This window comes from Variovorax trehalosi (assembly GCF_051216415.1).
In the GTDB taxonomy this organism is placed as follows: Bacteria; Pseudomonadota; Gammaproteobacteria; order Burkholderiales; family Burkholderiaceae_C; genus Variovorax.
Genome location: NZ_JBPJZG010000008.1, coordinates 105,393 through 132,097 on the forward strand (window position 1 = coordinate 105,393; position 26,705 = coordinate 132,097).

The 26,705-nt window shown below is 68.4% G+C and carries 24 protein-coding genes; 9 read left to right on the plus strand and 15 right to left on the minus strand.

Annotation, left to right across the window (positions count from 1 at the left end):
- Positions 1–2 precede the first annotated feature (2 nt).
- The 4 genes from ACSFA7_RS27045 to ACSFA7_RS27060 all read left to right on the plus strand — a co-directional run bounded on the left by ACSFA7_RS27045 (position 3) and on the right by ACSFA7_RS27060 (position 3,935).
- Positions 3–1,718, plus strand: coding sequence for a putative 2-aminoethylphosphonate ABC transporter permease subunit (locus ACSFA7_RS27045; protein ID WP_435502212.1), 1,716 nt, complete (start codon positions 3–5; stop codon positions 1,716–1,718).
- Positions 1,718–2,848: a TIGR03364 family FAD-dependent oxidoreductase gene (locus ACSFA7_RS27050; RefSeq protein ID WP_435502350.1), complete on the plus strand. Its 1,131-nt coding sequence runs from the start codon at positions 1,718–1,720 to the stop codon at positions 2,846–2,848. Before ACSFA7_RS27045 ends, ACSFA7_RS27050 begins: the two co-directional genes overlap by 1 nt.
- 52 nt (positions 2,849–2,900) lie before the next feature.
- Entirely contained in the window at positions 2,901–3,728 is an 828-nt protein-coding gene (gene phnX, locus ACSFA7_RS27055; protein WP_435502213.1) for a phosphonoacetaldehyde hydrolase, read from the plus strand.
- A 78-nt stretch (positions 3,729–3,806) separates the two neighbouring features.
- A complete protein-coding gene (locus ACSFA7_RS27060; protein WP_435502214.1) occupies positions 3,807–3,935 on the plus strand; it encodes a hypothetical protein in 129 nt (42 codons plus the stop codon).
- Between the two features lie 26 nt (positions 3,936–3,961).
- Here the strand turns inward: ACSFA7_RS27060 and ACSFA7_RS27065 are convergent, their stop codons facing one another.
- The 9 genes from ACSFA7_RS27065 to ACSFA7_RS27105 are packed head-to-tail and all read right to left on the minus strand — an operon-like array spanning position 3,962 to position 13,195.
- Positions 3,962–4,939: a tripartite tricarboxylate transporter substrate binding protein gene (locus ACSFA7_RS27065; RefSeq protein ID WP_435502215.1), complete on the minus strand. Its 978-nt coding sequence runs from the start codon at positions 4,937–4,939 to the stop codon at positions 3,962–3,964.
- Positions 4,940–4,963: 24 nt separating this feature from the next.
- Entirely contained in the window at positions 4,964–6,424 is a 1,461-nt protein-coding gene (locus tag ACSFA7_RS27070) for an MmgE/PrpD family protein (RefSeq protein WP_435502216.1), read from the minus strand.
- Positions 6,425–6,440: 16 nt separating this feature from the next.
- The gene (locus ACSFA7_RS27075) at positions 6,441–7,418 is read right to left on the minus strand and encodes a tripartite tricarboxylate transporter substrate binding protein (RefSeq protein WP_435502217.1); all 978 of its coding nucleotides are present in this window, start codon (positions 7,416–7,418) and stop codon (positions 6,441–6,443) included.
- A complete protein-coding gene (locus ACSFA7_RS27080) occupies positions 7,415–8,587 on the minus strand; it encodes a 2-methylaconitate cis-trans isomerase PrpF family protein (RefSeq protein ID WP_435502218.1) in 1,173 nt (390 codons plus the stop codon). The genes ACSFA7_RS27075 and ACSFA7_RS27080 overlap by 4 nt, the downstream gene beginning before the upstream one ends.
- A 33-nt stretch (positions 8,588–8,620) precedes the next feature.
- Positions 8,621–9,613 (minus strand): Bug family tripartite tricarboxylate transporter substrate binding protein, encoded by a 993-nt coding sequence (locus ACSFA7_RS27085; RefSeq protein WP_435502219.1) that lies wholly within the window; start codon positions 9,611–9,613, stop codon positions 8,621–8,623.
- A gap of 49 nt (positions 9,614–9,662) precedes the next feature.
- A complete protein-coding gene (locus tag ACSFA7_RS27090; protein WP_435502220.1) occupies positions 9,663–10,295 on the minus strand; it encodes a YbhB/YbcL family Raf kinase inhibitor-like protein in 633 nt (210 codons plus the stop codon).
- Positions 10,292–10,918 (minus strand): 3-isopropylmalate dehydratase small subunit, encoded by a 627-nt coding sequence (leuD, locus tag ACSFA7_RS27095; RefSeq protein ID WP_435502351.1) that lies wholly within the window; start codon positions 10,916–10,918, stop codon positions 10,292–10,294. Before leuD ends, ACSFA7_RS27090 begins: the two co-directional genes overlap by 4 nt.
- A 2-nt stretch (positions 10,919–10,920) precedes the next feature.
- Entirely contained in the window at positions 10,921–12,321 is a 1,401-nt protein-coding gene (leuC, locus tag ACSFA7_RS27100; protein ID WP_435502221.1) for a 3-isopropylmalate dehydratase large subunit, read from the minus strand.
- A gap of 1 nt (position 12,322) precedes the next feature.
- Entirely contained in the window at positions 12,323–13,195 is an 873-nt protein-coding gene (locus tag ACSFA7_RS27105; protein ID WP_435502222.1) for an isocitrate lyase/PEP mutase family protein, read from the minus strand.
- Between the two features lie 133 nt (positions 13,196–13,328).
- On the opposite strand from ACSFA7_RS27105, the gene ACSFA7_RS27110 reads away from it, so the two are divergent.
- Both ACSFA7_RS27110 and ACSFA7_RS27115 read left to right on the plus strand, forming a co-directional pair.
- Positions 13,329–14,147: a GntR family transcriptional regulator gene (locus ACSFA7_RS27110; protein ID WP_435502223.1), complete on the plus strand. Its 819-nt coding sequence runs from the start codon at positions 13,329–13,331 to the stop codon at positions 14,145–14,147.
- Between the two features lie 31 nt (positions 14,148–14,178).
- Positions 14,179–15,447, plus strand: a complete 1,269-nt coding sequence (locus tag ACSFA7_RS27115) for an MFS transporter (protein WP_435502224.1) — start codon at positions 14,179–14,181, stop codon at positions 15,445–15,447.
- On the opposite strand, the gene ACSFA7_RS27120 is transcribed toward ACSFA7_RS27115, so the two are convergent.
- The gene (locus ACSFA7_RS27120) at positions 15,395–16,825 is read right to left on the minus strand and encodes an aminotransferase-like domain-containing protein (RefSeq protein WP_435502225.1); all 1,431 of its coding nucleotides are present in this window, start codon (positions 16,823–16,825) and stop codon (positions 15,395–15,397) included. The genes ACSFA7_RS27115 and ACSFA7_RS27120 overlap by 53 nt on opposite strands.
- A 121-nt stretch (positions 16,826–16,946) precedes the next feature.
- Between ACSFA7_RS27120 and ACSFA7_RS27125 the strand changes: the two genes are divergently transcribed.
- The 3 genes from ACSFA7_RS27125 to ACSFA7_RS27135 are packed head-to-tail and all read left to right on the plus strand — an operon-like array spanning position 16,947 to position 19,130.
- Positions 16,947–17,135, plus strand: coding sequence for a DUF2970 domain-containing protein (locus ACSFA7_RS27125; protein ID WP_306880231.1), 189 nt, complete (start codon positions 16,947–16,949; stop codon positions 17,133–17,135).
- A complete protein-coding gene (locus tag ACSFA7_RS27130; protein WP_435502226.1) occupies positions 17,132–17,839 on the plus strand; it encodes a c-type cytochrome in 708 nt (235 codons plus the stop codon). Before ACSFA7_RS27125 ends, ACSFA7_RS27130 begins: the two co-directional genes overlap by 4 nt.
- A 7-nt stretch (positions 17,840–17,846) precedes the next feature.
- Entirely contained in the window at positions 17,847–19,130 is a 1,284-nt protein-coding gene (locus ACSFA7_RS27135; protein ID WP_435502227.1) for a c-type cytochrome, read from the plus strand.
- Positions 19,131–19,162: 32 nt separating this feature from the next.
- On the opposite strand, the gene ACSFA7_RS27140 is transcribed toward ACSFA7_RS27135, so the two are convergent.
- The 5 genes from ACSFA7_RS27140 to ACSFA7_RS27160 all read right to left on the minus strand — a co-directional run bounded on the left by ACSFA7_RS27140 (position 19,163) and on the right by ACSFA7_RS27160 (position 26,682).
- Positions 19,163–20,554 carry an 8-oxoguanine deaminase gene (locus tag ACSFA7_RS27140; RefSeq protein ID WP_435502228.1) on the minus strand — a complete coding sequence of 464 codons (1,392 nt, stop codon included), beginning with the start codon at positions 20,552–20,554 and terminating at the stop codon, positions 19,163–19,165.
- A gap of 111 nt (positions 20,555–20,665) precedes the next feature.
- A complete protein-coding gene (locus ACSFA7_RS27145) occupies positions 20,666–21,616 on the minus strand; it encodes a hypothetical protein (protein ID WP_435502229.1) in 951 nt (316 codons plus the stop codon).
- Between the two features lie 147 nt (positions 21,617–21,763).
- Positions 21,764–24,034: a phosphocholine-specific phospholipase C gene (locus ACSFA7_RS27150; protein WP_435502230.1), complete on the minus strand. Its 2,271-nt coding sequence runs from the start codon at positions 24,032–24,034 to the stop codon at positions 21,764–21,766.
- 32 nt (positions 24,035–24,066) lie between these two features.
- On the minus strand, positions 24,067–24,264 hold the full coding sequence (locus tag ACSFA7_RS27155; RefSeq protein WP_435502231.1) for a hypothetical protein: 198 nt from the start codon (positions 24,262–24,264) through the stop codon (positions 24,067–24,069).
- A 171-nt stretch (positions 24,265–24,435) separates the two neighbouring features.
- On the minus strand, positions 24,436–26,682 hold the full coding sequence (locus ACSFA7_RS27160) for a phosphocholine-specific phospholipase C (RefSeq protein ID WP_435502232.1): 2,247 nt from the start codon (positions 26,680–26,682) through the stop codon (positions 24,436–24,438).
- Positions 26,683–26,705: the final 23 nt, after the last annotated feature.

Genomic DNA, 26,705 nt, shown 5'->3' on the forward strand with positions numbered 1-26,705 from the left:
GCATGAGCAGTTCTCCCGGCACCATCGCCGCAATGCCGGTGGCGATGCCGCGCAGCAGCGCGTTCGACCGCGAGCGCTGGCTCACCGGCGCAGCCGTGGCCTTCGTCGTGCTGCTGCTGGTCGTGATCGTCGCGCTGCCCGTCGGCGCGCTGGTCGGCCAGAGCTTCTTCGACCGCGCCGGCGCCTTCGTCGGCCTCGCAAACTTCGCGCGCTACCTCGACAGCCCGGCCCTCGTGCAGTCGGCGTTCAACAGCCTGTGGCTCGCCGCGATCAGCGCGGTGATCTGCACGGCCATCGCCTATGTGTACGCCTATGCGCTCACGCTCTCGTGCATGCCGGCCAAGGGCGCGCTGCGCGCGGTGGCGCTCATCCCGCTGCTCGCGCCTTCGCTGCTGCCGGCCATCAGCCTCGTCTACCTCTTCGGCAACCAGGGCCTCTTCAAAGGGTTGATGGGCGATGCCTCGATCTACGGGCCGCTGGGCATCGTGCTCGGCTCGGTGTTCTGGACGCTGCCGCATGCGCTGCTGATCCTCACGACCGCCATGGCCACGTCCGACGGTCGTCTGTATGAAGCGGCGCAGACGCTCGGCGCGTCGCGCTGGCGCATCTTTCGCACGGTGACGCTGCCGTCCTCTCGCTACGGCCTCATCGTGGCCGCGATGGTGGTGTTCGTGCTCGTCATCACCGACTTCGGCGTGCCCAAGGTAGTCGGTGGGCAGACCGGCGTGCTCGCGACCGACATCTACAAGCAGGTGGTCGGGCAGCAGAACTTCCAGATGGGCGCAGTGGTGGGGCTCGTGCTGCTCATTCCGGCCGTGCTCTCGTTCCTCGTCGAGCGCCGCGTGCGCAGCAAGCAGGCCGCGGCGCTCTCGGCGCGTGCCACGCCCTACCAGCCCGAGCCCGTGGCGTCGCGCGACCGCGCGCTGCTCGTGTTCTGCACGCTGACCGCCTGCGCCATCCTCGTGATGATCGGCATGGCGGTGTTCGCATCGCTTGCGACCTACTGGCCCTACAAGCTCACGCCGTCGCTGAAGAACTACGACTTCAGCAACATGGACGGCGGCGGCTGGGGCAGCTATTTCAACTCGCTGCGGCTTGCGCTGTGCGCCGCCGTGGCGGGCGCGCTCGTCACCTTCGTCTCGGCTTACCTCGTGGAGAAGCCGCGCCACTTCGGCCTCTTGCGCGAACTGCTCAACCTGCTCGCCAACCTGCCGCTCGCGGTGCCGGGGCTGGTGCTGGGCGTGGGCTACATCTTCTTCTTCATCTCGCCATTGAATCCGCTGAACGGGCTGTACGGCGGCATGACGATCCTGGTCATCTGCACGGTGGCGCACTTCTTCTCGGTGGCACATCTCACCTCGCTCACCGCGCTGCGCCAGCTCGACCGCGAGTACGAACTGGTGTCCGAGTCGATGGGCGTGCCATTCTGGCACACGCTCTGGCGCGTGCATCTGCCGGTGGCGCTGCCGACCGTGCTCAACGTGGGCGGCTATTTCTTCGTCAACGCGATGACCACGGTGTCGGCCGTCGTGTTTCTCTATTCGCCGCAGACCACGCTGGCCGCCATCGCCGTGCTCAACATGGACGATGCCGGCGACGTGGCGCCCGCGGCCGCCATGGCTTCCTTGATCATGCTCACGGCCGCCGTCGGTCGCGGCGTGTTCGCGTTGGCCGGGCACTGGGCGCTCAAACGCACTCAAGCCTGGAGAAGCCGGTGATACCCGGAAGCCCCAAAGAGAACTTCGACCTCATCGTCGTCGGCGCCGGCATCGTCGGCCTGGCGCATGCCTACACCGCGGCGCAGCGCGGCCTCAAGGTGTGCGTGGTCGAGCGCGATGCGGCCTGCATCGGCGCATCGATCCGCAACTTCGGCTTCATCACCATCTCGGGCCAGGCGCCTGGCGACACCTGGCGCCGCGCGATGCATGCGCGCGAGGTGTGGCATGGCATTGCGCCGCAAGCTGGCATCGACATCGTTCACCGCAACCTCTGGCTCGCGGCGTACCGGCCCGAAGCGCATGCGGTGCTCGAGGCCTTCATGCGCACGCCGATGGGCGAAGGTTGCGAGTTGCTCGACGCAGACGACGCGCAAGCCAAGGCGCCCGCGCTGAGCCTGGCCGATGCGCGTTCGGTCCTGTTCAGCCCGCACGAACTGCGCCTCGAGTCGCGCACCGCCATCGGCCTGCTCACGAGATGGCTGGCCGAAGTGCATGGCGTCGTGTTCCGCTTCGGCGAGACCGTGCACGAGGTCGAAACGCCGCGCGTGCGCACCTCGCGCGGCACGCTGCGTGGCGAGCGCGTGGTGGTCTGCACCAACACCGACCTGCACGGCCTGTTCGCCGATCGCATCGCGGCCTACGACCTCACGTTGTGCCGCCTGCAGATGCTGCGCGTGAAGCCCGAGGCGGGCTTCCATCTGCCGGGCTCGGTGATGACGGACCTGAGCCTCGTGCGCTACGAGGGCTACAGCACGCTGCCCGAGGCGGCGGCGCTGCGCGCGCGGCTGCAGGAGGAAGAGGCGGCCTCGCTCGCGCACGGCATCCACCTCATCGTGGTGCAGAGCGCCGATGGCTCGCTCGTGGTCGGCGATTCGCACCACTACGGCGACGCGCCCGAGCCCTTTGCGATGGAAGAGGTCGACCAGCTCATCCTGCGCCACCTGCGCAGCACGCTCAACCTGGAGACCGCGCAGGTCACCGAGCGCTGGACTGGCGTCTACCCGTCGTCGAAGACTACGCCCTGCGTGATCGATGCGCCCGACGACGCCACGCGCGTGGTGCTGGTGACCAGCGGCAGCGGCGCCAGCACCGGGTTCGGCATCGCGCACGACGTCTTCAGCGCCTGGTGATGCGCGCACCGCGCTCGTCCTGCGACCGATCCTTTCCATCCTTCCAGCAGCCATGAACGCCCACAACCACTCCAAGCTCCAGGCCGTCGTCTTCGACTGGGCCGGCACCATCCTCGACTTCGGCTCCTGCGCGCCCATGGGCGCCTTCGTGAAGCTGTTCGAACAGTTCGGCATCGACATCGCCATCGCCGAGGCCCGCGGCCCGATGGGCATGGCGAAATGGGACCACATCAAGGCGCTCGGCACGCTGCCGCGCATCGCCTCGCAATGGGAAGCGAAGCACGGCCATGCCTTCAACGATGCGGACGTGGACCGCCTCTACGAAGTGTTCACGCCGATGAACGCCGCGAGCGCGCGCGATCACGCCGACTTCATTCCCGGCGCGATCGATGCGGTGAATGCGGCGCGCGAACGCGGCCTCAAGATCGGCTCGACCACCGGCTACAACCGCCCGATCATGGAAGTGGTCGCGCCCATCGCCGCGGCCGGCGGCTATGCGCCCGACAACCTCGTGTGCGCCGGCGACCTCGCCGAGGGCCGCCCGTCGCCGCTCATGATGTATCGCTGCTTCGCCGACCTGGGCGTGTGGCCACCGCACACCGTGGTGAAGGTCGACGACACCGGCGTGGGGCTGCAGGAAGGCCTCAACGCGGGCACCTGGGCCGTGGGCCTCGCGGTCAGCGGCAACTCGGTGGGGCTCACGCTGGCCGAGTGGACGGCGCTCGACGAGGCCGCGCAACAGCAATACCGCGAAGCCGCGACCGTTCAGCTCAAGGCGGCCGGCGCGCACTACGTGATCGACAGCGTGGCCGACCTGCCGAACGTGCTCGAGGACATCGAGCGCCGGCTGCAGGGCGGCGAACGGCCGGCACTTGCCTGATACCGCCCGATACCGCTGATATCGGCGCGGCATTGCGTCCGACTTGACGCGCAAGGCGTCAGGCCTAGCATTCGCCGCATGAGAAGCACAGCACTCGCTCTTCTGTTCTGCATCGGCCTCCTCGCGGCCGGTTGCGACGACAAGCCAAAGCCGGGTGGGCCGATGCCCAAGGCAATGGCTGGCGACGCAGCCCTGCTGGTGCGCTGACGCCCGGCGCCTGACAAGGAGCCGGTTTACTCCAGCGTCATGTGCGACGCGACGACGATCTGCGCCAAGCGCGTACGTTCGTCCTTCAGGAATTTCTCGAAAGCTGCGCGCGGCAACAGCATCGGCTGCGCGCCGCCGCGCTCGGTCTGCGCGATGAGATCGGCATCTTCCTTGTAGGCACTGATCGTCACTTCGGCGATCCGGTCGAGGATCGCGGTCGGCGTTCCCCTCGGCGCGAAGATGCCGCCCCAGTGCTGCATCAGGATCGTCGGGAAACCTTGTTCCACCGTGGTCGGCACCTGCTTCATCGGCCCCGTGCGTTCGCGCGCCGCGAGCGCCAGCGCGTGGAGCTTGCCCGACTGCACGAAGGCGGCCACGGCGATGGGCGCCTCCGAGGCCAGGTCGACCTCGCCGCCGACGATCGCGTTCACCGTCTGCGAACCGCTCTTGTAGTGCACCAGCGTCACCGGCACGCCAAGCGCCGTCTCGACCATCTCGGCCACGAAGTGCCCGGTGCTGCCGCTGCCCGCGGTGCCGAAGGTCAGGCGGCCCTTGGCGCGCGCCCAGGCCTGCAGTTCCTTCAGGTTCTTCGCCGGCACGCTCGCGTTGGTGACCAGCACCGAGGGCGCGGTGCTGGTGCCCACCACGGGCACGAGGTCGGTTTCGGCATAGGGCATCTTCGGTCGCAGCAGCGCATTGGCAATGGCGCCGTTGCCGGCCGAGAGCCAGGTGTAGCCGTCGGGCGCGCTCCTGGCCGCGTACTCCGATCCGATGATGCCGCCCGCGCCGGGCCGGTTGTCCACGATGATGGTCTGGTTCAGGCGCTTGCCCTGGGCCTGCGCCATGGCGCGCACGTTGGTGTCGCCCGGGCCGCCGGCGGAAAACGGCAGGACGAGGCGGATCGGCTTGGCGGCGGGCCAGGGGTCCTGGGCGCGGGCGGGAAGCGCTGCAGCACCCGCCAGCGCAACGAGGCCGAGAGAGAAGTTGCGGCGGTTTTTCATCATGTCTTGTCTCCTTTCCGGAAGGCGTCAGTCGAAGGCCGCAGCCACGGGCGGCGCCAGCAGCGCGAGCAGCTCGCGCACGTCCGGCAGGTCTTCGATGGAGCGCGTCATGTCTTCGATGGCCTTCTGCCGCGCGCCGTCGATCAGCCCGTCCGTCAGCGTGCGGTACTTGGCCGCGACTTCGTCGCTGCTTTGCGGCGATTCGATGGCACGCGAGGAATTGCGCTCGACCTGAATGCGCTGGCCGTCGGTGAAAGTGACGACAAGCCGCACGCGGCCGCGCTTCAACGGGCCGCCCGCATCGAACTCGGGCTGGTGTCGCACCTCGATGCGCGGGATCAACGCCCACACGTCGTCCGCGTCGATTCGCGCCGGCGAAAACTGCTTCACCATCGCCGCGCCGTCGAGCACCGCGACCGCCAGCGCATAGCCGATGTTCATCTGCGCGCCGATGGGCGTGAGCGGCCGCTCGGGCACCCACCAGCCGTGGTGGTAGACCGCGTGGCTCACCTCGACCTCGATGCGTGCGATCTCGGCCGGCACGAGCTTGCGTTGTGCATCCGCATCGAACAGCGCATCGAGCGGCGAGTGAATGCCGCCCATCGCCGCATACGGCTTGATGACGATGCGCTCCACCTCCCAGCGCTCGCCCAGCGCCTCGGTGATCTTCGAGGCGTCGGGGTCGTGGCCTTCGCCGAAGGTGGAGAGAAAGCCCCCGTACTCGCGCTCGAACACGCGCTTGATGCCCGTGTAGCCACCTTCGGCCAGCACCGCCGCATAGAGCCCGTTGCGCGCCGAGAAGCCGTGGTGCATGCGCTTGCACATCGCCTCGTACTGCGCGGCCATGAGCCCGGCCGATTGCGTGCCTGCCAGGCCCAGCGCATCTTCGAAGCGCGCCGCATCCAGGCCGAGTAGCTTGCCGACCGAAGCGGCCGCCGCGTGCGTGCCGAACACCGAGCCCGAATGCCAGCCGCGCGACAGCATCTGCGCGCCATGCAGCGCCATGCCCACGCGCGGGCCGACCTCGTAGCCGGCCAGCGCGGCTTCGAGGAACTGCCGCCCGTTGACCTTCACCTCGCCTTCCGAGGCGGCCCACAGTGCCGGCAGCACGATCGAGGCGCTGTGCAACGGCCCGAGCGGGTGGTAGTCGTCCAGCTCGAAGCCCTGGATGAAGGTGCCGTTCAGCAGCGCGGCGCCCGGGGCGCTGGTGCGTGCGCCCCAGCCGACGATGGTGCGGTCGCCTTGGCCCTCGAACTTCTGCACGATGCGCGCGGCGGTGCGCGACCACGGCAGCTGTGCACCGACGATCGCGCAGGCGATGCCGTCGAGCGTGAGCGCCTTCGCGCGTTCGCGCGCCGAGGCGGGTGCATCGTCGAGCCGGAAGCCTGTGAGCCAGTGGGCGAGGCGGCCGGTAGGGCCGGAAGGATCGGTGGCGTTGCTGGCGTTGGTGGCGTTGGTGGCGTTGGTGGTAGGTGTGGCGGTTTGCATGCGGTGGTTCCGTTCGTCAATCGATCTGGACGCGGCCGTCCGTCACGGCCTTGCCCCATTTCTTCACTTCGGTCTGCAGGAAGGCCGCGAAGTGGGCGGGCGAGTCCACCGACACCTCCGAGCCGATGGCGCGCGTGGCCTCCACCAGCTCGGGGCTGGCGGCGGCACGGTGGATGGCCGCGTTGAGCGCCTCCACCGTGGCCGGCGGCGTGCCGGCCGGCGCGAGAAAGCCGACCCACGAGTTGACCTCGAAGCCCTTCAGACCCTGTTCGTCCAGCGTGGCCAGCGAGGGCAACTGCGGGTTGCGCTTGAGCCCCGAGATCGCCAGTGCCTTCAGCTTGCCTGACTTCACATGCGGCAGCGCCGCGGGCACGGCATCGAACATCAGCGAGACCTGGCCGCCCATCAGGTCGTTCAGCGCGGCGGGCGAGCCCTTGTAGGGAATGTGATTGAGCTGGATGCCGGCCTGCGCCTGGAACATCTCCATCGCCAGGTGCGCGGTGATGCCGTTGCCGCCCGAGCCGAAGTCGACCTTGCCGGGGCGCGCCTTCGCATAGGCGACCAGCGCCTTCACGTCGTTCGCCGGAAACGACGGATTGGCCACGAGCAGCAGCGGCCCCATGCTGACCATCGACACCGGCGCGAAGTCCTTCAGCGTGTCGTAGGGCAGCTTCTTGTAGAGCGTGGGGTTGATGGCCATCTGTCCCAACGTGCCGAGCAAGAGCGTGCTGCCGTCAGGCGCGCTCTTCTTCACTTCCTGCGCGCCGAGGCTGCCGTTGGCGCCGGCGCGGTTGTCGACGTAGACGGGCTGGCCCAGTTCCCTGGTGAGCGCCGCCGCGTAGTTGCGCGCGATGATGTCCACCGTCTGGCCTGCCGGGTAGCCGACCACGATGCGCAGTGGCTTCGCAGGCAGCGGTCCCTGTGCGAAGGCGGCGCCGGTGGCTGCGGCGGCCATGCAGAGCGCGGCAAACCGTCGCGATATCGTCGCGTTCATGCGTGCATCTCCACCGGCACATAGACCTCGCCCGCCATCAGACGGCGCGCCGTGCGCGTGAGACCGAGCGCCGAGAAGCGGGTGTCTGCGGGGTGGGCAGACGGCTCGGCCACCACCTTCACTTCCATCACGCCCAGCGGATGGCCGATGCGCAGCGTGTCGGTGGCTGCGCGCGCCGCACCGACCGCCTGGTGGACCAGCGAACCCGGCACGCGCGAGGCGGCGGCCGTGCACATCGAGCCGGTGCCGGCCATGCTGTCGTGGCACTTGCCCAGGAACACGAGCCGTGCGCGCAGGTCCATCGAGCCCGCTTCCTGCGTCTGGCCGTTGACGTCCACGTAATCGGCCGGCGGCGCGACGATCACCGCCAGCGGCAACCCGGGCAGGTGCACCTCGCGCCAGTCGGCGTAGAGGCCGATGCGCTCGCCCATCTTCGACTGGATCTCGCCCAGCGTCTCGATGAGTGCACGGTCCGCGGTGATCGCGTCGGGCAGTTCGCTGCCGCTCATGCCGAGCGCCTCTGCCGCGATGAACACGCAGGGGTTCGCGGTGTCGCACAGCGAGACCTGAATGCGGCGGCCGTCTTCCAGCGTCACCGTGTCGACGACATCGCCCGTGGGCAGCAGGCGCCCAGTCTTGGCGCCCACTGTGCCCGCGTAGTCCATCAGGATCTCCGCGCCGGTGCCCGGCACGCCGGGAATGGCGCAGTCGCCGTGCACGCGCGCCTTGCCGTTCTTCACCTGCACCTTGGAGACCAGCAGCTTGTCGGTGTTGGTGTTGTAGATGCGCACGGTGGTCACCGGCTCGATGGCTTCCACCAGCCCTTCGTCGATGGCGAAGGGCGCGACGGCCGAGGAGATGTTGCCGCAGTTGGCGTCGTGGCCGACGATGTCGCGGTCCACGTCGACCTGCGCGAAGGTGTAGTCGATGTCGGCATCGCTGCGCGCGGAGCGCTGGATGATCGCAACCTTCGAGGTCACCAGGCGCGAGCCGCCCATGCCGTCGATCTGCAGCACGTCGGGCGTGCCCATTGCGCGCTTGAGCAGTCGGTCGCGCGCGGGCCCCGCGGGCGGCACGTCGCGTTCGTGGAAGAAAAGCGCCTTGCTGGTGCCGCCGCGCATCAGCACGCAGCGAACGGCGACCTGTTCGGTCTCTGGCATGGAGGCCATGGTGTCTTGCTCCTGAGGGAAAGGGGGATGGGCTCAGTCGAGCGGGTACTGCTTCACGAGCACGGCGATGCGCTCGCTTTCTTCACGCACCTGGGCAGCAAAGGCCGAAGGCGCGTTCACCACCGGCTCGGCGCCGGCCGCGGCGATGGTCTTTTGCACATCGGCATCCTTCACCGCCTCGCGCAGCGCGGCGACGATGCCCTGCGTTACGTTCGCCGGCGTGCCCTTGGGAGCGAACAGGCCGAACCAGGTGACCGACTGGAATTGCGGGTAGCCGGCCTCGGCCGTGGTCGGCACCTCGGGCAGCGCGGTAGCGCGCTTCGGGCCCTGCGTGGCGAGAATCTTCAGCGTGCCGGCCTTGTAGTGCGGCAGCGCGGCGGTGATGCCGGTGAACGCCATGTTGACGTTGTTGGCAATCATGTCGGTCACGATCGCGCCCGTGCCGCGGTAGTTGACGACGATCAGGTTCGGCAATCCCGCCTCGGCCGCGAGCTGCTTGGCCGAGATGCGCGCCGTCGATTCGCCGGTGCCGAGCGAGCAGGGCTGCGCCGCCGTCTTGCAGTACTGGACGAATTCGCCGAAGGTCTTCACCGGCAGTTTTGCACTCACGACCACGGCCGCGGGTGATTGCGAGATGGCGGTCACCGGTTCCAGCCGCGCGAGCGGGTCGATGCCCTTGAGGCCCGGCGTGTACTTCGTGACGACGATCGACGGCACCTGCAGCAGCAGCGTGTAGCCGTCGGGCCGGGCCTCCATCACGCGGCGCGTGCCGATGAGGCCGTCGGCGCCGGGCATGTTCTCGACCACCACGGGCTGTTTCCAGATGACGCCGAGCTGCTTGGAGACGGCGCGCGCCGTGGCGTCGGTGCCGCCGCCTGCCGAGTAGGGCACGACGAGCGTCACGGGACGGTCGGGTTGCCAGGGTATTTGTGCAAGGGCGGATTGCGCGAGCAAGAGCAGGGCCGCCGCGGCGAGCACGCCGAGGGCCGGTGGTGGCTTGTATTTTCTGAAGCGTTCGATGGGCATGTTGTCTCCGTTTTTTGAATTGAATGGCACCCAGGGGCGTGCGGCGGGATCAGGGCGAAGGTGCGATCGGGCGGCCTCGCCAGTCCCGGCGGTAGGCCCCATCGATCCGGCTGCGCGCCAATGCATGCACGCGCAGCCAGGGCGGCAGCGTGGTCTCGCGCGACAGACCTGCGGGTGGGACCGCATCGAGCGCGTAGAGCTGGAACACATAGCGGTGCGGACCGTGCCCGGGCAGCGGACGAGGGCCGTCGTATCCGTCGCGGCCGAGGCCGTTTGCCGCCAGCGTCACGCCCGCGGGCGCGTGGCCGGCATTCAATGCGCCTTCGGGCAGCGCATCGACCGAGCGCGGCCCCCACGCGAGCAGGTGCGTGATGGCGCGCGCCATCGGCACGTCGGGGTCTTCGCACAACAGCAGCCAGTGCGTGGCCTGCTGCGGCAGTGCGTTCCAAGCGAGCGCGGGCGAGCGGTTGTCGCCGACGCCTTCACCCGCATGCCGCAGCGTCATGGCGGCACCGTGCGCGAAGTCCGGGCTGCGCAGCGCTAGCGTGACAGGCAGCTTCGCGAGCACCTCGTCGCTGCAGGCCAGGCTCGCATCGCCGGCGTGCCGGCCGCGCGTGAGGAGGCCGGCCCAGCGCAGCACCCAGGGGTGATGCCGCAACGAAGGTGTGGCAGCCGCGTTCAAGCGATGGCTCCTTGCACGGCGGGCCAGGCCCAGGGCCGGCGCGCGCGGTCGGCCTGTTGCCATTCGCGGATCAGCGCATCGTCCTTCAGCGTCAGGCCGATGTCGTCCAGGCCGTGCAGCAGCGCTTCACGGCGCAGCGGGTCGATGTCGAACGAAGACGCGCGGCCATCGGGCGCGGTCACGGTCTTCGCCTGCAGGTCGACCGTGACAGGCGCGCCGCCCGCGCACTGCGCCGCCAGCGCCTCGACCTGCGCGATCGGCCAGCGCACCGCCAGCACGCCGTTCTGGAAGCAGTTGTTGAAGAAGATGTCGCCGAAGCTCGGCGCGATCACGCAGCGGATGCCCAGGCCCATCAGTGCCCACACCGCGCCTTCGCGCGAGGAGCCGCAGCCGAAGTTCTCGGCCGCCAGCAGCACGGGCGCGTTGCGAAAGGCCGGCTGGTTGAGCAAGCAGGCCGGGTCTTCGCTACCGTCCGGGCGCAGGCGCAGCGCCTCGAAGGCATAGGGCCCGAGCTGGTCTTTCTGGAAGGAAGTGAGGCGCTCGATGCGAACGATCACGTCGGTGTCGACATTGGCACGCATCAGCGGCACGGCGGCGCCGGTGACGGCGGTGAAAGGCGTCATGGTCATGCGAGCGTCCTCACGTCGGTGATGCGGCCGGTGACGGCGGCGGCGGCGGCCATCGCGGGACTCGCGAGGTGCGTGCGTGCGCCGGGCCCCTGCCTGCCGACGAAGTTGCGGTTGGAGGTGGACACGCAGCGCGCCTGCGGCGGCACCTGCTCGCCGTTGGCGGCCACGCACATGCTGCAGCCGGGCTCGCGCCACTGGAAGCCCGCAGCCTCGAACACCTCGCGCAGCCCTTCGGCTTCCGCGGCGCGCTTGACGTTCTCGGAGCCGGGCACGACCCATGCGGTGACGCCTGCGGCCACATGCCGCCCTCGCGCCACTTCGGCGGCGGCGCGCAGGTCGGGCAGGCGGGAGTTGGCGCACGAGCCGATGAAGACCCAGTCGACCGGTGTGCCTGCGATGGCGGCGCGCGGCGCGAGGCCCATGTAGTCGAGCGCGGCCTCGATGGCGGCGCGGGTGGTGTCGTCCGGCGCGGCGGCCGGGTCGGGCACGGCGGCGTCGATGGCGATGGCATCCTCGGGGCTGGTGCCCCAGGTCACGGTGGGCGCGATGGCTGCGGCATCGATGACCTCCTCGCGATCGAAGACCGCGTCTTCGTCGGAGGGCAAGGTGAGCCAGTACGCGGCTGCGGCCTCGAAGGCCTGGCCCGTCGGCGCGAAGGGACGGTCGCGCACCCAGTCGAGCGTGCGCTGGTCCGGCGCGATCAGCCCGAAGCGCGCGCCCAGTTCCACCGTGAGGTTGCACAGCGTGAGCCGCGCCTCGACGTCGAGCGCGCGCACGGCCTCGCCCGCGAATTCGACCGCATGGCCCACGCCGGCCGCGGCACCGAGCTTGCCGATGATGTGCAGCGCGAGGTCCTTGGCGGTGACGCCCGCGCCGAGCACGCCGTCGCAACGGATGCGCATGCGCGCGGGTTTCTGCTGGCGCAGCGTCTGCGTGGCCAGCGCGTGCGTGCTCTCGGACGAGCCGACGCCGAAGGCCAGCGCACCGAGGCCGCCGTTGGTGCAGGTGTGGCTGTCGCCGCAGATCACCGTGAGCCCGGGCAGCACGATGCCCAGCTCGGGCCCCATCACGTGCACGATGCCCTGGCCCGGCTGGCCCAGGTCGTAGAAGCGAACGCCGGCCGCGGCACTGAGCTTGCTGAGCGCGCCATGCAGACGGCCGCCGAGCGGAAAGGTGCCGGGCGTGCGGCCGGGCTGGCTCGAGGCCGCGTGATCGGGCGTGGCGAAGACCAGGTTCGCATCGTGCAGCGGCAGGCCGCGCGCGGCGACTTCGGCCAGCGCCGGGGGCCCGGAGAGATCGTGCAGCAGGTGGCGGTCGATGTGCAGCAGCGCCCAGCCGTCGCCGAGCTCGCGCACCACGTGGGCATCCCAGAGCTTGTCGAAGAGGGTGCGCGGCATGTCAGCGCTGCTCCATCGTCGCGCCGGCGTTGAAGCGTGTGCGCAGCGTATCCCACTCGTCGGCGCCGAAGCGGCGGAAGGTCTGCGCCACCGTGGCGTTCACGTTCGGCGCGCGGAAGGTGGCCTTCAACTCGGCGAGCGCCGCATCGCCGGCCTCGATGGCGGCCTTGAGCATCAGGCCCGGGAGGATCGCGAGCCGGTAGCCCATGGTCTCGGCCTCGCGCAGGTCGAACACCGGCGTGCGCCCGCCCGGCACCACGTTGAGCAGGCAAGGACCTTTCACGCGACGCGGCACCGCGGCCGCCTCCTCGACGGTCTGCGTGGCTTCGACGAAGGCGATGTCCGCACCGGCCTCCAGCGCGGCGTTCGCGCGGTCGATGGCTTCGTCCAGGCCGAGCATGGCACGCGCATCCGTGCGGGCGATGACCACGAAGTCCCTCGAGCGCCGCGCTTCCACCGCGGCGCGGATCTTCGAGACGAACTCCTCGCGCGGGACGACCTCCTTGCCGTCGAGGTGGCCGCAGCGCTTGGGCGAGATCTGGTCCTCGATGTGGATCGCGGCGACGCCGCGCGCCTCGTACTCGCGCACGGTACGCGTCACGTTGAGCTCGTTGCCGTAGCCGGTGTCGGCGTCGGCGATGAGTGGAATGTTTGTCGAGCGTGCCATCACGGCCGCGTTGTCGACCATCTCGCTCATCGTGAGCAGGCCGAAATCGGGGAAGCCGCGCGCGGCCGAGGTGCCGGCGCCGGTCATATAGACGGCGGCGAAGCCGGCCTGCTCGATCAGGCGCGCGCCGATGGCGTCGTAGGCGCCGGGGGCGATCACCATGCCGGGCGCATCGAGAAGCTGGCGAAGCGTGGAAGAAGAAGTCATGGTGGGAGAGCCTCGAGCAGGTCGATTTGAGTTTATGTGTTTATATTCTAAATACAACTTGCCGAAAACCGCAAGCAGCAGGCCGGCCGCCGTCCGGGAGCCTTGCTATGCTCGGCGCCCAACCCTCATTGCCATGGCACGTCCTCCCGCATCCGCCCCCTCGCTCGATCGCGCCCCCGGCACCTCGCTGCACCGGCAGCTGTTCACCGTACTGCGCGACGAGATCACCCGCGGCGTGTATGCCTCCGGCGCACTGCCGAAGGAAGAGGCGCTGTGCGAGCGTTTCGGCGTCTCGCGCATCACCGTGCGACGCGCGCTGGCCGACCTGGCCGCGCTCGGGCTGGTGGAACGCCGGCACGGCCTGGGCACCTTCGTTCGCGCCGACCTGCCGAAAGCGCGTGCGCGACCCAGCCTCGGCCTGGTCGACGGGCTGCGCAAGACCGCGCTGGAAACCGATGTCGAGGTGCTCGAGGTGGCGCAGGCCGTGGCACCGGCCGATGTGGCCGCGGCATTGCACCTGGAGCCTGGCGAGAAGGCGGTGCATGCGCTGCGCCTGCGCAGCATCGACGGCACGCCGGTGATGCTGACCGACGCCTGGGTGCCCGCGCACCTGGGCAAGCGCGTGTCGGCCGCGGCACTGCGCAAGCACGCGCTCTACGAGATCCTGCTCGCGCAGGGCGTGAAGTTCGGCCGCGTGGTGCAGGAGATCACGGCCGAGGTGGCCGAGCCGGGGCGCGCGCGGTTGCTGAACGTCGAGACCGGCGCGCCGCTGCTCAAGTTCGTGCGCCTCTTGCACGACCTCGACGCGCAGCCGGTGCAGCACCTCACCGTGTCGCTGGCGGCGGAGCGCAGCCGCATCCTCATGGACATTCCGGGCGAGACGATCAACACGCTCACTGCAGGGCAGGTGGTGCACGATGTGCATCCGGCCACCTCGAAGCGACGATCCTAGCGATCAAGTCGAACAGAAAGAACGAAGAAAAATGACAAGCGCGGAGACAAGCCCCACCCACCAGCCCGATTCGCCCTACGCCATGCTGCGCCTGGCCCTCACGCTTCTGATCATGACGGTCGGCAGCAGCGGCATGTACGTGGTGTCGGTGATGCTGCCCGCGGTGCAGGCCGAGTTCGGCATCGACCGTGCCGATGCCTCGCTTCCCTACACCTGGCTGATGCTCGGCTTCGGTTTCGGCGGCGTGCTCATGGGCAAGCTGGCCGACCGTTTCGGCGTGATGTGGCCGCTGCTGATGGGCTCGGTCTTCCTCGCCGCGGGCTACATCGCCACGGGGCTGTCGGGCGGCATCGTGTCGTTCACCATCGCGCAGGCCGTGCTGGTCGGCCTGCTCGGCAGCTCGGCCGCCTTCGCACCGCTGGTGGCCGACACGTCGCTCTGGTTCATCAAGCGGCGCGGCATCGCGGTGGCGGTGTGCGCGAGCGGCAACTATGTCGCCGGCGCCATCTGGCCGCCCATCGCGCAGCACTTCATCGAGACGGTCGGCTGGCGCCAGACCTACATCGGCATGGGCATCTTCTGCGGCGTCGCGATGGCGCTGCTCGCGCTCTTCTTCCGCGCGCGGCCACCGGCAGTGGCTGCCGCGCCGGTCGGCAACGCATCGAGTACCTTGCCGCAGCGCGACATGACTCGGCCCTTCGGCCTCGGCATGGGCACAGCCCAAGCATTGCTGTGCGTCGCTGCCGTGGCCTGCTGCGTGGCGATGGCCATGCCGCAGGTGCACATCGTGGCCTATTGCGGCGACCTCGGCTACGGGCCCACGCAGGGCGCGATGATGCTGTCGCTGATGCTGGGCTTCGGCGTGGTGAGCCGGCTGGTGTCGGGCGCGATCTGCGATCGCATCGGAGGCCTGCGCACGCTGCTGCTGGGCGGGGTGCTGCAGTGCATCGCGCTGCTGTTGTTCCTGCCGTTCGACGGACTGGTGTCGCTCTATGTGATCTCGGCGCTGTTCGGGCTTTTCCAGGGCGGCCTCGTGCCAGCCTACGCGATCATCGTGCGCGAGCACTTTCCGCCGAAGGAAGCCGGCGCGCGCGTGGGCACGGTGCTGATGTTCTCGCTGTTCGGCATGGCGCTGGGCGGGTGGATGTCGGGCAAGGTGTTCGACCTGACCGGCAGCTACCACGCGGCCTTCCTGAACGGCATCGGCTGGAACCTGTTGAACCTCGCCATCGCGTCGTTCCTGCTGTTCAGGCTGTACCGCCTGCGGCTTCGGCCACCAGGCGACCCAGTGTCCGCATAGCTTTTTCGCTCTGCGCATTCCACGCGTGGCCGTAGTTCAGGCGCAGGCAATGCGTGAAGGCGCGCGTCGCTGAAAAGATCGGACCCGGCGCGACGCTGATGCCGAGCGCGAGCGCCTTGCGATGGATGTCGAGCGCATCCACCTGCACCGGCAGTTCGACCCACAGGAAATAGCCGCCCAGAGGTCGCGTGGCCCGCGTGCCCTCGGGAAAGTAATGCCCCACCGCCTGCGTGAAGGTCGCCTGCTGCATCGCGAGCGTCTGGCGGAGCCTGCGCAGGTGCTTGTCGAGACCGCCTTTCTCCAGGTACGCCGCGAGCGCAAGCTGCGCGGGCGCCGAGGTGCTGAGCGTGGAAGTGAGCTTCTGCCGCGCCACCTTGCGCGCAAAGCGCCCCGCCGAAGTCCAGCCGATGCGGTAGCCCGGCGCGAGGCACTTCGAGAACGACGAGCAATGCAGCACCAGCCCCTCTGTGTCGAAGGCCTTGGCCGGCACGGGCTTGCGGTCGCCGAAGTAGAGCTCGGCGTACACGTCGTCCTCGATCAGCGGCAGTTCGTGGCGCGCGAGCAGATCCACCAGTGCCTTCTTCTTCGCATCGGGCATCAGGCTGCCGAGCGGATTCTGGAAGGTCGTCATGAGCCAGCAGGCCTTGGGCCGGTGCGCGGCGATGGCCTGCTCGAGCGCGTCGAGGTCGATGCCTTCGCCCGGATGCGTCGGCACTTCGATGGCCTTCAGGCCCATGCGCTCCAGCGCCTGCAGCGCGGCGTAGAAGGTGGGCGACTCCACGATCACCGCGTCGCCCGGCCGCGTGACCGCAGCAAGGCACAGGTTGAGCGCCTCGAGCGCGCCGTTGGTGATGACGATTTCCTCGGCCGGCACCTGCATGCCGTCCGCGAGGTAACGCAGCGCGATCTGCCGCCGCAGCGCCGCGCTGCCCGGTGTGAGGTCGTCCACCGTGCTCCACGGGTCGAGCGACTTGGCGCTCGCGGCCATGAACTGGCCCAGCCGCGCGAGCGGAAAGAGCAGCGGGCTCGGAAACGCCGAGCCGAAGGGCACGACCTGGCGCGACATGCTGGCTTCGAGGATGTCGAACACGCGGTCGCTCACATCGAGCGACATCGGCCCCTCCGCGGGGCGTGAGGTGAGGGTGGATTCGGGCGGCGCATCGCGCAGGCCCCCGCCCGTGACGTAGTAGCCCGAGCGGTCACGTGCGCGCACGAGGCCGCGCGCTTCGAGCAGGTAGTAGGCCTGGAACACCGTCGAGGCGCTGACACCGCGGCTCTGGCCCGTGTGGCGCACCGAGGGCAGGCGGTCGCCGGTCCTCAGCGTGCCGTTGCGGATCGAGGCCTCGATGTCGGCGGCCAGGGCTTCATAACGCTTCATCGCACAGGGGCTCGTTGTTTCATTTCCGGGTGCTCGTCATTCGCACGAACTTTATCTGCACCGGTGAATCGGGCCGAATCTGCATCTGTTTTTTCCGTGCTTTCTGGGGCACAGTCGGTGCATGTCCAATCTCATGCGCGCGCTGCGCGCCGTTCTCTGGAGTTTCATCGGGCTGGGCGGGCGCCGCGCCGATGCCGACAAGCGGACCGCGCAGGTCGGCATCCTGCCGCTGATCGGCGTCGCGCTGTTCGTGGTGCTGTTGCTGGTCGCGGGCCTGATCACATTGGCGCGCTTCGTGGCCGGCACATGACGGCCGGTCTCCGCTCCTTCGCGCTCGCGTTGCTGTTCCTCGTGCAGGGGCTTGCGAGCGCCGCGCCGCCGGCCACCGTGCCCGACACCATCGAGCAGCGCGTGGCCGCCTGCATCGCCTGCCACGGCCGCGAAGGCGCGACCGCCAACGCGGGCTTCTTTCCGCGGCTGGCCGGCAAGCCCGCGGGCTACCTCTTCAACCAGCTCGTGAGCTTTCGCGACGGCCGCCGCTTCAACGCGGACATGGCGTACATGGTGCAGCACCTCTCGGACGCCTACCTGCGCGAGATGGCCGAGTACTTCGCGGGGCTCGACCTGCCGTACCCGCCGATCTCCCCCAACAGCGACGCCACGCCCGAGCAACTGCAGCGCGGCCGCAAGCTCGCGCTCGAAGGCGATGCGGCGCGCGGCATTCCGGCCTGCGTGCAATGCCACGGCGCCGCGCTCACCGGCGTGCAGCCGGCGATCCCGGGGTTGCTCGGGCTGCCTCGGCTCTATGTGTCTTCGCAGCTTGGTGCGTGGCTCACGAGCGAGCGGCATGCGATGGCGCCCGACTGCATGGCCGAGGTCGGCCGCCGCATGACCACAGCCGACATCAACGCCGTTGCGGGCTGGCTGGCCGTGCAGCCGATGCCGGCGAACACCAAGCCCGCAGCTTCGTTGCCCGCACCACTGCCTGTCGCCTGCGGCGGCATGCCGAAGTGAGCCGCCGATGAAACTGCGACACCTCGGCTGGACCCTCCTGACCCTGATCGTGCTGGCGGCCGTGTTCGCCGGCGCGCTCGTGGCGATGAACCTGCGCGGCGAAGACCCGCTGCCCGAACAAGCCAAGGCCTTCGAGGCCACGCCGCAGCAGATCGAGCGCGGCCGCTACCTCGCGCTGGCCGGCAACTGCGCGGGCTGCCACACCACGCGCGGCGGCCAGCCCTATGCGGGCGGCCTGCCGATCGAGACGCCCTTCGGCACTATCTATTCGAGCAACCTCACGTCCGATGCCAAGACCGGCATCGGCGGCTGGAGCAGCGCGCATTTCTGGCGCGCGATGCACAACGGCCGCAGCAAGGATGGGCGCCTGCTCTACCCGGCGTTTCCATACCCCAACTTCACCAAGGTGACGCGCGAGGACTCGGACGCCATCTACGCGTACCTCCGCACCGCGGCGCCCGCGCCGGCGCCAAACCTGGCGCACCGGCTGCGCTTTCCCTACGACACGCAGGCCGCGCTGGCGGTGTGGCGCGCACTCTCGTTCAAGCCCGAGCCCTTCGTGGCCAATGCGGGCAAGCCGGCCGAATGGAACCGCGGTGCCTACCTCGTCGACGGGCTCGGCCATTGCATCGCGTGCCACGGCGCACGCAATTCGCTCGGCGCGACCGAGACCAAGCTTGGCCTCTCGGGCGGACGCATCGCGGTGGAGAACTGGTATGCGCCATCGCTCACCGACAAGCACCAGGCCGGCGTGGCCGGATGGCCCACGGCCGACGTGGTGGCGCTGCTCAAGACCGGCACCGCGCCGGGCGGTTCGGTGATGGGGCCGATGGCCGACGTGGTGTTCCGCAGCACGCAGCACCTGAGCGAGGCGGACCTCACGGCCATGGCGGGCTACCTGAAAGACTTGCCCGAGGTTCCCAAGTCCGACGAACCCGCACGCTCGCCAACGCCCATCCGCCGCGATGCCGGCACGATGGCGCGCGGCGGCAAGATCTACGACCAGCGCTGCGCCTACTGCCATGGCGACCAGGGCCAGGGCGCGAGCGGCGCTTATCCGCCGCTCGCGGGCAACCGTGCGGTGAACATGTCGCCGCCGACGAACCTCATCCAGGTGGTGTCGCATGGCGGGTTCCTGCCATCGACGGCGGGCAATCCGCGCCCCTACGGCATGCCGCCGTTCGGGCAGGTGCTCGATGCCGCGGAAGTGGCGGCCGTGCTCACCTACATCCGCGGCTCGTGGGGCAACGACAGCGCGCCCGTCACGCAGCTCGACACCATGCGGCGCTGAGGTCCGGCGCTCGGCAGGGCGCGGCCCCTTGGTCAGGCGGTGTGCGGGTGTTGTGCTCGCTCGTACAAGGTGCGCGCGAGCGAGCGGTGCAGTGCAAGCAACGGCGTCAATTCCAGTCCCGTGAAGCGCCCCTCGCGAATGCGGACCTCGCCGTTGATCACGCTCAACGAAACTTCCCCCGGCGTGCAGAACACCAGCGCCGCCACCGGGTCATGCCACGCGCCTGCATGCGCCACGCCGCGCATGTCGAAGGCCACGACGTCCGCCGACATCCCCGGTTCGATCGCGCCGATGTCGTCGCGCCCCAGCACGCGCGCACCGCCGAGCGTCGCGATCTCCAGCGCCTCGCGCGCCGTCATCGCCGCGGGGCCGTAACCCACGCGCTGCAGCAGCATGGCCTGCCGCGCTTCGCCCAGCATGTGCGCGCCGTCGTTCGATGCGCTGCCATCCACGCCCAGGCCCACGGACACACCCGCGCGCCGCATCGCCCCGATGGGCGCGATGCCCGAGGCCAGGCGCATGTTCGAGCACGGGCAATGCGCCACGCCCGTGCCGGTGCGCCCGAAGAGCGCGATCCCGGCTTCGTCGAGCTTCACGCAGTGCGCGTGCCACACATCGCGGCCGACCCAGCCCAGGTCCTCGGCGTATTCGGCGGGTGTCATGCCGAACTTCTCGCGCGAGTAGGCAACATCGTTGTCGTTCTCGGCCAGGTGCGTGTGCAGCGACACGCCGCGCTCGCGCGCGAGTTCGGCCGACAGCCGCATCAGGTCGCGCGAGACCGAGAACGGCGAGCAGGGCGCAAGCACGATGCGGCGCATCGAATGGCGCGAGGCGTCGTGCCAGCGGCCAATGAGGCGCTCGCTGTCGCGCAGGATCGCCTCCTCGGTTTCCACCACCTCGTCAGGCGGCAGGCCGCCAGCGCTGCGGCCCACGCTCATGCTGCCGCGCGCGGCATGAAAGCGCATGCCCATCGCATCGGCCGCCTCGATCGAATCGTCGAGCTTCGAGCCGTTGGGGAAGAGGTAGAGATGGTCGCTGGTCGTGGTGCAGCCAGAGAGCATCAGCTCGGCCATCGCGGTCTGCGTCGAGACGCGGATCATCTCGGGCGTGATGCGCGCCCACAGCAGATACAGGTTCGTGAGCCAGCCGAAGAGCTCCGCGTCCTGCGCCTCGGGCACGGCGCGCGTGAGGCTCTGATACATGTGGTGGTGCGTGTTGACCAGGCCAGGCATCACGACGTGGCCCTGCATGTCGATGGCCTCGGCCTGGCCGTTGCGCAGGGCATCGAGGTAGGCGGTGGGCAGCTCGGCGGTGGGGCCGGCCCACGCTACCGCGGGGCCGTCGGTCACCACGGCGCCGTCGGCGATTTCGCGCCGGGCGGCGTCCATGGTGACGAGGATGTCGGCATGTTGGAGGATCAGCATGCCGGCATTTTGCGCGTGGCTGAAAGGCATGACGGTGCCGCTCAATGGCTTCCTTTACATCGGACTACTCGTCCTCTGCGCCCGAGTTCGTCGCAAATTGGAATTTGCCCTTTACTTTTCGCCCTCGAACGACCCATATAGCGGAATCTCCGGCCAAGGATCCCAGTCCTTGCCGAACCAATGCTTGCCCGCTTCGCACAGGCGCCGCGTCACGTCGTTGTCGATGTCATCCGTGACATTGGGCAGTTGGCTCATTGGAGAAGTCAGCCAGGGGTGATCCACGTCCAACGAAACCGAATGGCCGGAGATCTGTTCGCGCAGAGTTTTGAACATCCACAGATCGACAGCAAACAGGTCCCATGGTGTGTACTCATAGATGTAGCCGCATTCGGTCTCCGGCCTGCCCCCCACACCGCGCGCAATGGATTCGTCGCAATGCGCCATCACCGCTTGTGCGAAGGCACCAGGGTCGTCTACATGGTCGAACAACGGGCGGTACATGCCCAGCCCCTCGGGCAATTCATCGGGCGTGGGCCACATCCGCTTCTCGAAGGCTCGAGCCAATACCCTATAGAAACCGGTGAACTCGGGGTCCCCGGGCAGGCTGTCGATCGTGCCTGCTTCAAACATGTTGTAGAGCCAGCGTCCGAGCCAGGCAGAGCATTTCTGCGCACCACTGACAGTGGCGAGGGACCAGAGCCACATATGGGATTTTTCAGCATCGGTTCCAAAGTTCTCATCGATGCTTTCATGCCTCCACCAGACCCTGGTCAGGAGGAGCCCACGCATGGTGATGGCGAACAAGCGCTGAAACGCCTCGGTATCTGGCGGACGCTGATCTGCATAGGCTCGATAACCATGATGGCGGCCTGCTGATATGGCCATGTCAAGTGCGGAACCGACGGTGCTATTGCGGTCCATGGCGGTTGCAGCCAAAGCCAATCGGTCTTCTTGCCAAGCATATTCCTTCCCCGCTTTGTCCATAACACCATCAGCCACATGGTCGTCAACCCACTTTTGCCAGTGGATCTGCCGTTCCTTCAATGCTGCGTCGTTTGTCATTTGGTGGTGCTGGCTGTGGCTGTGAGGAATTTGCGGCGTGAGTTCACCATAGTCTGGCCCTGAAGATTGGTGAGGGGCGAGAGCGTGACGAGACAACCGGATGGGCATCGCGCCCATCCGGTTGCATTGCTGCGGGGGCCGCGAGACTCAGAGGTCGGGCATGCCCATCGCGGGATCGCTCACCGTGTGCTTGCCCGTTTCCACGCGGCCGGCAAATCGGCGGTAGTAAGCCGGGTCGGCATCGCAGGTGACCGCGAAGTCGTACCACTGGCCGCTTGCCGAGAGCTCCCAGTGCTGGTCGACGGTAGCGCCGCCGTTGACCGTCGCGGTCCACGGGCCGTCGTCGCGATAGGCCTTGGCGCGCATGGTGAACTTGCAGGCCGCCTTGCCGTCGTTGCGCATGCTCAGGTAGACGTTTCCATTGACGATGTCGTAGCACACGCGCACCTCGGGAATCGCCGCACCGCTCGCGCGCACGGTGGCGAGGTCGCCCTGGAAGTGGCGATGGAAACCGTTCGGCCCAAGCACCCACAGGTCGTACTTGCTGGCGTTGTCGGCAGCCGCGGCCCAGGCGTCGTCGAGCGACTTGCCTGCTTCGACCATGTAGCGGCGCGGCAGGCGGTCGAGGTTGAGCTTGTCGTAGACATGGAACACGGCGGCGGCCTTGCCCGTGTTCGAGAACAGCAACTGCACCTTGCCACCGACCGTGTCGACTTTGGCACTCGCATGCAGTTCGTAAGGCAGCGCGCGCGACGGCCGCGTGCCCGTGGCCTGCACGGGCAGCTTGCCGTCACCCGGCGGCGTGACCTGCGGCAGCGCATCCTGCGCGGCGCGCACCTGGTCGGCCTCGGCCTTGCTGCGCCGGCCTGCGAGCGTGGGCAGCGCTTCTCCGTTCGGCGTGGCGAAGTTGAAGGCGCTCGTGAGGTCGCCGTTCACTGCGCGGCGGAACGGGCTGATGTTGGTTTCCTTCACGCCGAAACGCGCTTCCAGGAAACGCAGCACCGAGGTGTGGTCGAAGGTCTGCGAGTTGACCCAGCCACCGCGGCTCCACGGCGAGAGGATGTACATCGGCACGCGCATGCCGGGGCCGTAGACGTTGCCGTCGGGCGTGGGCTGCGAGGCGGTCATGCCCGGCGGCTTGGGATGGTTGAAGTACTCGTAGCTCAGGTCCGCGTCCGACAGCGTGGTCTTGCCCGCGAAGGTTTTCACGCCCGGGTCGGCCGAGGGAATCGGCGAGGGCGCGGAGGCCGAGGGCACGTGGTCGAAGTAGCCGTCGTTCTCGTCGAAGTTGACGATGAAAACCGTCTTGCTCCACACCTCGGGCACCGCGGTCAGCGCGTCCAGCACTTCCTGGATGTACCAGGCGCCCTGCACGGGGCTCGACGGGCCGGGGTGCTCGGAGTACACGTCCGGCGGAATGACCCATGACACCTGCGGCAGGCGGCCGGCCTTCACGTCGGCGCGGAATGCATCGAAGATCGCGCCCGCATCGAAGGCTGCCTGGTCGGCCACCGGCAGCGTGTTGGCCGTGCCCTTGTAGAGCGGGTTGCCCGCATCGTCGCCAGGCGCGTAGGCGGGCGACGCGCCCTGCGGCAGCGAGGTGCTCACCGGCTTGGCCGAAGCCTCGTTCGCCTTGCGGTACGGCTTGAAGCCCAGGAGCGGATTGCAGCCGTAGTTGTTCGGAATGTTCTGGTAGACGATCCAGCTGACGTTGGCTTCCTGCAGGCGCTCCGCATAGGTCTTCCACTCGTAGCCTTCGGTCGAGGGACCGGTGGAGCTCCACGGGTTGACGTTGTTCACGTAGGCCTGGTTGCCGCCGGCTGAACTGTTGGGGCCATTGGTGCCGGTCCAGTGGAACGAGCGGTTGGCGTGCGTACCGGTGTGCATCGCGCAGTGGTAGTCATCGCAGATGGTGAAGGCATTGGCCAACGCAAACTGGAACGGCAACTCGGCCTCCGACAGGTAGCCCATCGACTGCGTGAAGGGCGCCTTGTTGCTCACCTTCTTGTACCGCGGCCACTGGTAGAGGCGGCCGCCGTCCCACGCGTTGTGCGAGTCGACCCAGGTGTGCGGCGTGCTGCTCACGCGCTGCGCGTTGCCCTTGGTCGCATCGAGGTGGTAGGGCACCACTTGCTTGCCGGTGTCGTCGAGTTGCTGCCACACGGCCAGGCCGTTGGGCAGCGGAATGGTCATGCGATCGCCAAAGCCGCGCACGCCCTTGAGCGTGCCGAAGTAGTGGTCGAACGAGCGGTTCTCCTGCATCAGGATCACGACGTGCTCGACGTCCATGATCGTGCCGGTCTTGTTGTTGGCCGGAATGGCAAGGGCGCGGCGGATGCTCGGCGGAAAGGCCGAGAGCGCGAGGGCGGCGGCACCGGTGGTGGCGGTGCCCGTGAGGAATTTGCGGCGTGAGGTCATGGTGGTGTTGTTCTGGTTTTTTAACGCAATCTTCAGGGCGCGCAACGCATCTCGGGCTTGACGCCGGTGTCGGGCGGTGGTGTGACGGGCGGGGTGGTGGGAGGCGTTCCGGCGCCGGGCAGGCCGCCGAAGAAGCCACCGCCACCATCGCTGCCGCCACCGCAGGCGGAGAGCATGCAGGCCACGATCAACGCGGGTGCCAGCCGGACGGAGTAAGAAAGAAGTCGCATCGGGGGGAGATCCTCTTGGAGTGTTGAGCGGGCACTCCACGGACGTCGTGGAGGCCGCTGCACTCGAGGCTAGAAAGCGCCGATGACATCGGCATGAACCAGAGGGAGCGAGGTGTAAGCGCGCGTTGCACGCGCTTCTTTTTTTTCACCTCGCCCACGAGGCGAGAACGCTCAGAGATCGGCCAAGCCCATCGCCGGATCGCTCACCGTGTGCTTGCCGGTTTCCACGCGGCCCGCGAAGCGGCGGTAGTAGCCGGCATCGGCATCGCACGTCACCGCGAAGTCGTACCACTGGCCACTCGCGGCGAGCTCCCAGTGCTGATCGATGGTGGCACCGCCGTTGACCGTCGCAGTCCACGGGCCATCGTCGCGGTAGGCCTTCGCACGCACGGTGAACGTACAAGGGTTCTTGCCGTCGTTGCGCATGCTCAGGTAGACATTGCCGTTGGCGATGTCGTAGCACACGCGCACCTCAGGCACCGCAACATCGCCCGCGCGAAGGCGATTGAGGTCGCCCTTGAAGTGGCGGTGAAAGCCATTCGGACCGAGCACCCAGAGGTCGTAGAAACCGGTGTTGTCGGTCATCACGGCCCATGCGTCGTCCAGCGTCTTGCCGGGCTCCACCATGTAGCGGCGCGGCAGGCGATCCAGGTTCAGCTTGTCGTAGACGTGGAACACCGCGGCCGCCTTGCCGGTGTTCGAGAACAGCAACTGAACCTTGCCGCCGATCGTGTCGGCCTTGGCGCTCACATGCAGTTCATAAGGCAGCGCGCGCGAAGGCCGTGTGCCGGTGAACTGGCGCGGCAGTTGCGGGTCGAGCGGCAGCGGCACCTGCGGCAACGCTTGCTGGTCGTTGCGCAGCTTGTCGGCATCGGCCTTCGTCGTGCGCCCTGTGAGCGTGGGCAGCGCCTCGGTGTTCGGCGTGACGAAGTTGAAGGCGCTGGTGAGGTCGCCGCACACCGCACGCCGGAACGGCGAGATGTTCGGCTCCTTCACGCCGAAGCGCGTCTCGATGAAACGGATCACCGAGGTGTGGTCGAAGGCCTGCGAGCTGACCCAGCCACCGCGGCTCCACGGCGAGATCACGTACATCGGCACGCGCGGACCCGGGCCGTAGACACGGCCGTCGGGCTTGGGCTGGCTGCCGCTGCCTGCCGGTGCCGGGTGCGTGAAGTACTCGGCGCCCAGGTCCGCATCGGGCAGCGTGGTCTTGCCGGCGTAGGTGCCGTCGCCGTTGGGCGAAGGGGCCGAGGGCGAGGGCACGTGGTCGAAGTAGCCGTCGTTCTCGTCGAAGTTGATGAGCAGCACGGTCTTGCTCCACACCTCGGGCACGGCGGTGAGCGCGTCCAGCACTTCCTGCAGGAACCACGCGCCTTGAACGGGGCTGGAGGGGCCGGGGTGCTCGCAGTAGATCGACGGTGCGTTCATCCACGAGACCTGCGGCAGCTTGCCTTCGCGGATGTCGCGCTTGAAGGCGTCCAGGTACTCCTCGGGGCGCGTGCCCGGCAGCGTGTTGGCCACGCCCTTGTAGAGCGGGTTCTTCGCGTTGTCCGAGGCCGCGTCGTAGGCGTGGTACGGCAGCGGCTGGCCGGTGTCCGCGTAGGGCTGGTTCGGCGCGCCGCCGCTGCACACCGGAAAGCCGGAGGCGAGGTTGGCCTGGCGAAACTGCTGGAACGCGCCCAGCATGTTGTCGCCCCATTCGTCGGGCATGTTCTGGTAGCTGATCCACTTGACGCCCGCGTCCTCGAGGCGTTCGGCATACGTCTTCCATGTGTAGCCGGTGTTCGCCGACGCGGGCTTGCCCTCGATCCAGTCCCACTCGTTGCGCACGAACGCCACGTTCTGCGCGGTCGGTCCGTTGGTGCCGGTGAGGTGGAAGGACCGGTTCGCATCCGTGCCGGTGTGCATCCCGCAGTGGTACGCATCGCAGATCGTGAAGGCATTGGCCAGGGCGTACTGGAAGGGGACCTCGGCCTCCTTGTGGTAGCCCATCGCCTTGTTGGTCTTGTAGCGCGGCCACTGGTACATGCGGCCGTTGTCCCACGCGTTCTGGCTGTCGTTCCAGTCGTGGGGCGTGCCGCCGTCGCGCTGGGCGTTGCCTTTGCGGCTGTCGAAGTGGTACGGCAGGATCGGCTTGCCCGAGGCATCGCTCTGCTGCCATACGTTCAGCCCCTTGGGCAGCGGAATGGTGAAGCGGTCACCGAAGCCGCGCACGCCCTTGAGCGTGCCGAAGTAGTGGTCGAACGAACGGTTCTCCTGCATCAGGATCACGACGTGCTCGACGTCCATGATCGTGCCGGTCTTGTTGTTGGCCGGAATGGCCAGGGCACGTCGGATGCTCGGCGGAAAGGCCGAGAGCGCGAGGGCGGCGGCACCGGTGGTGGCGGTACCGGTGAGGAATTTGCGGCGTGAATTCATGGGTCTGTGGTCGGGTGCAGCGC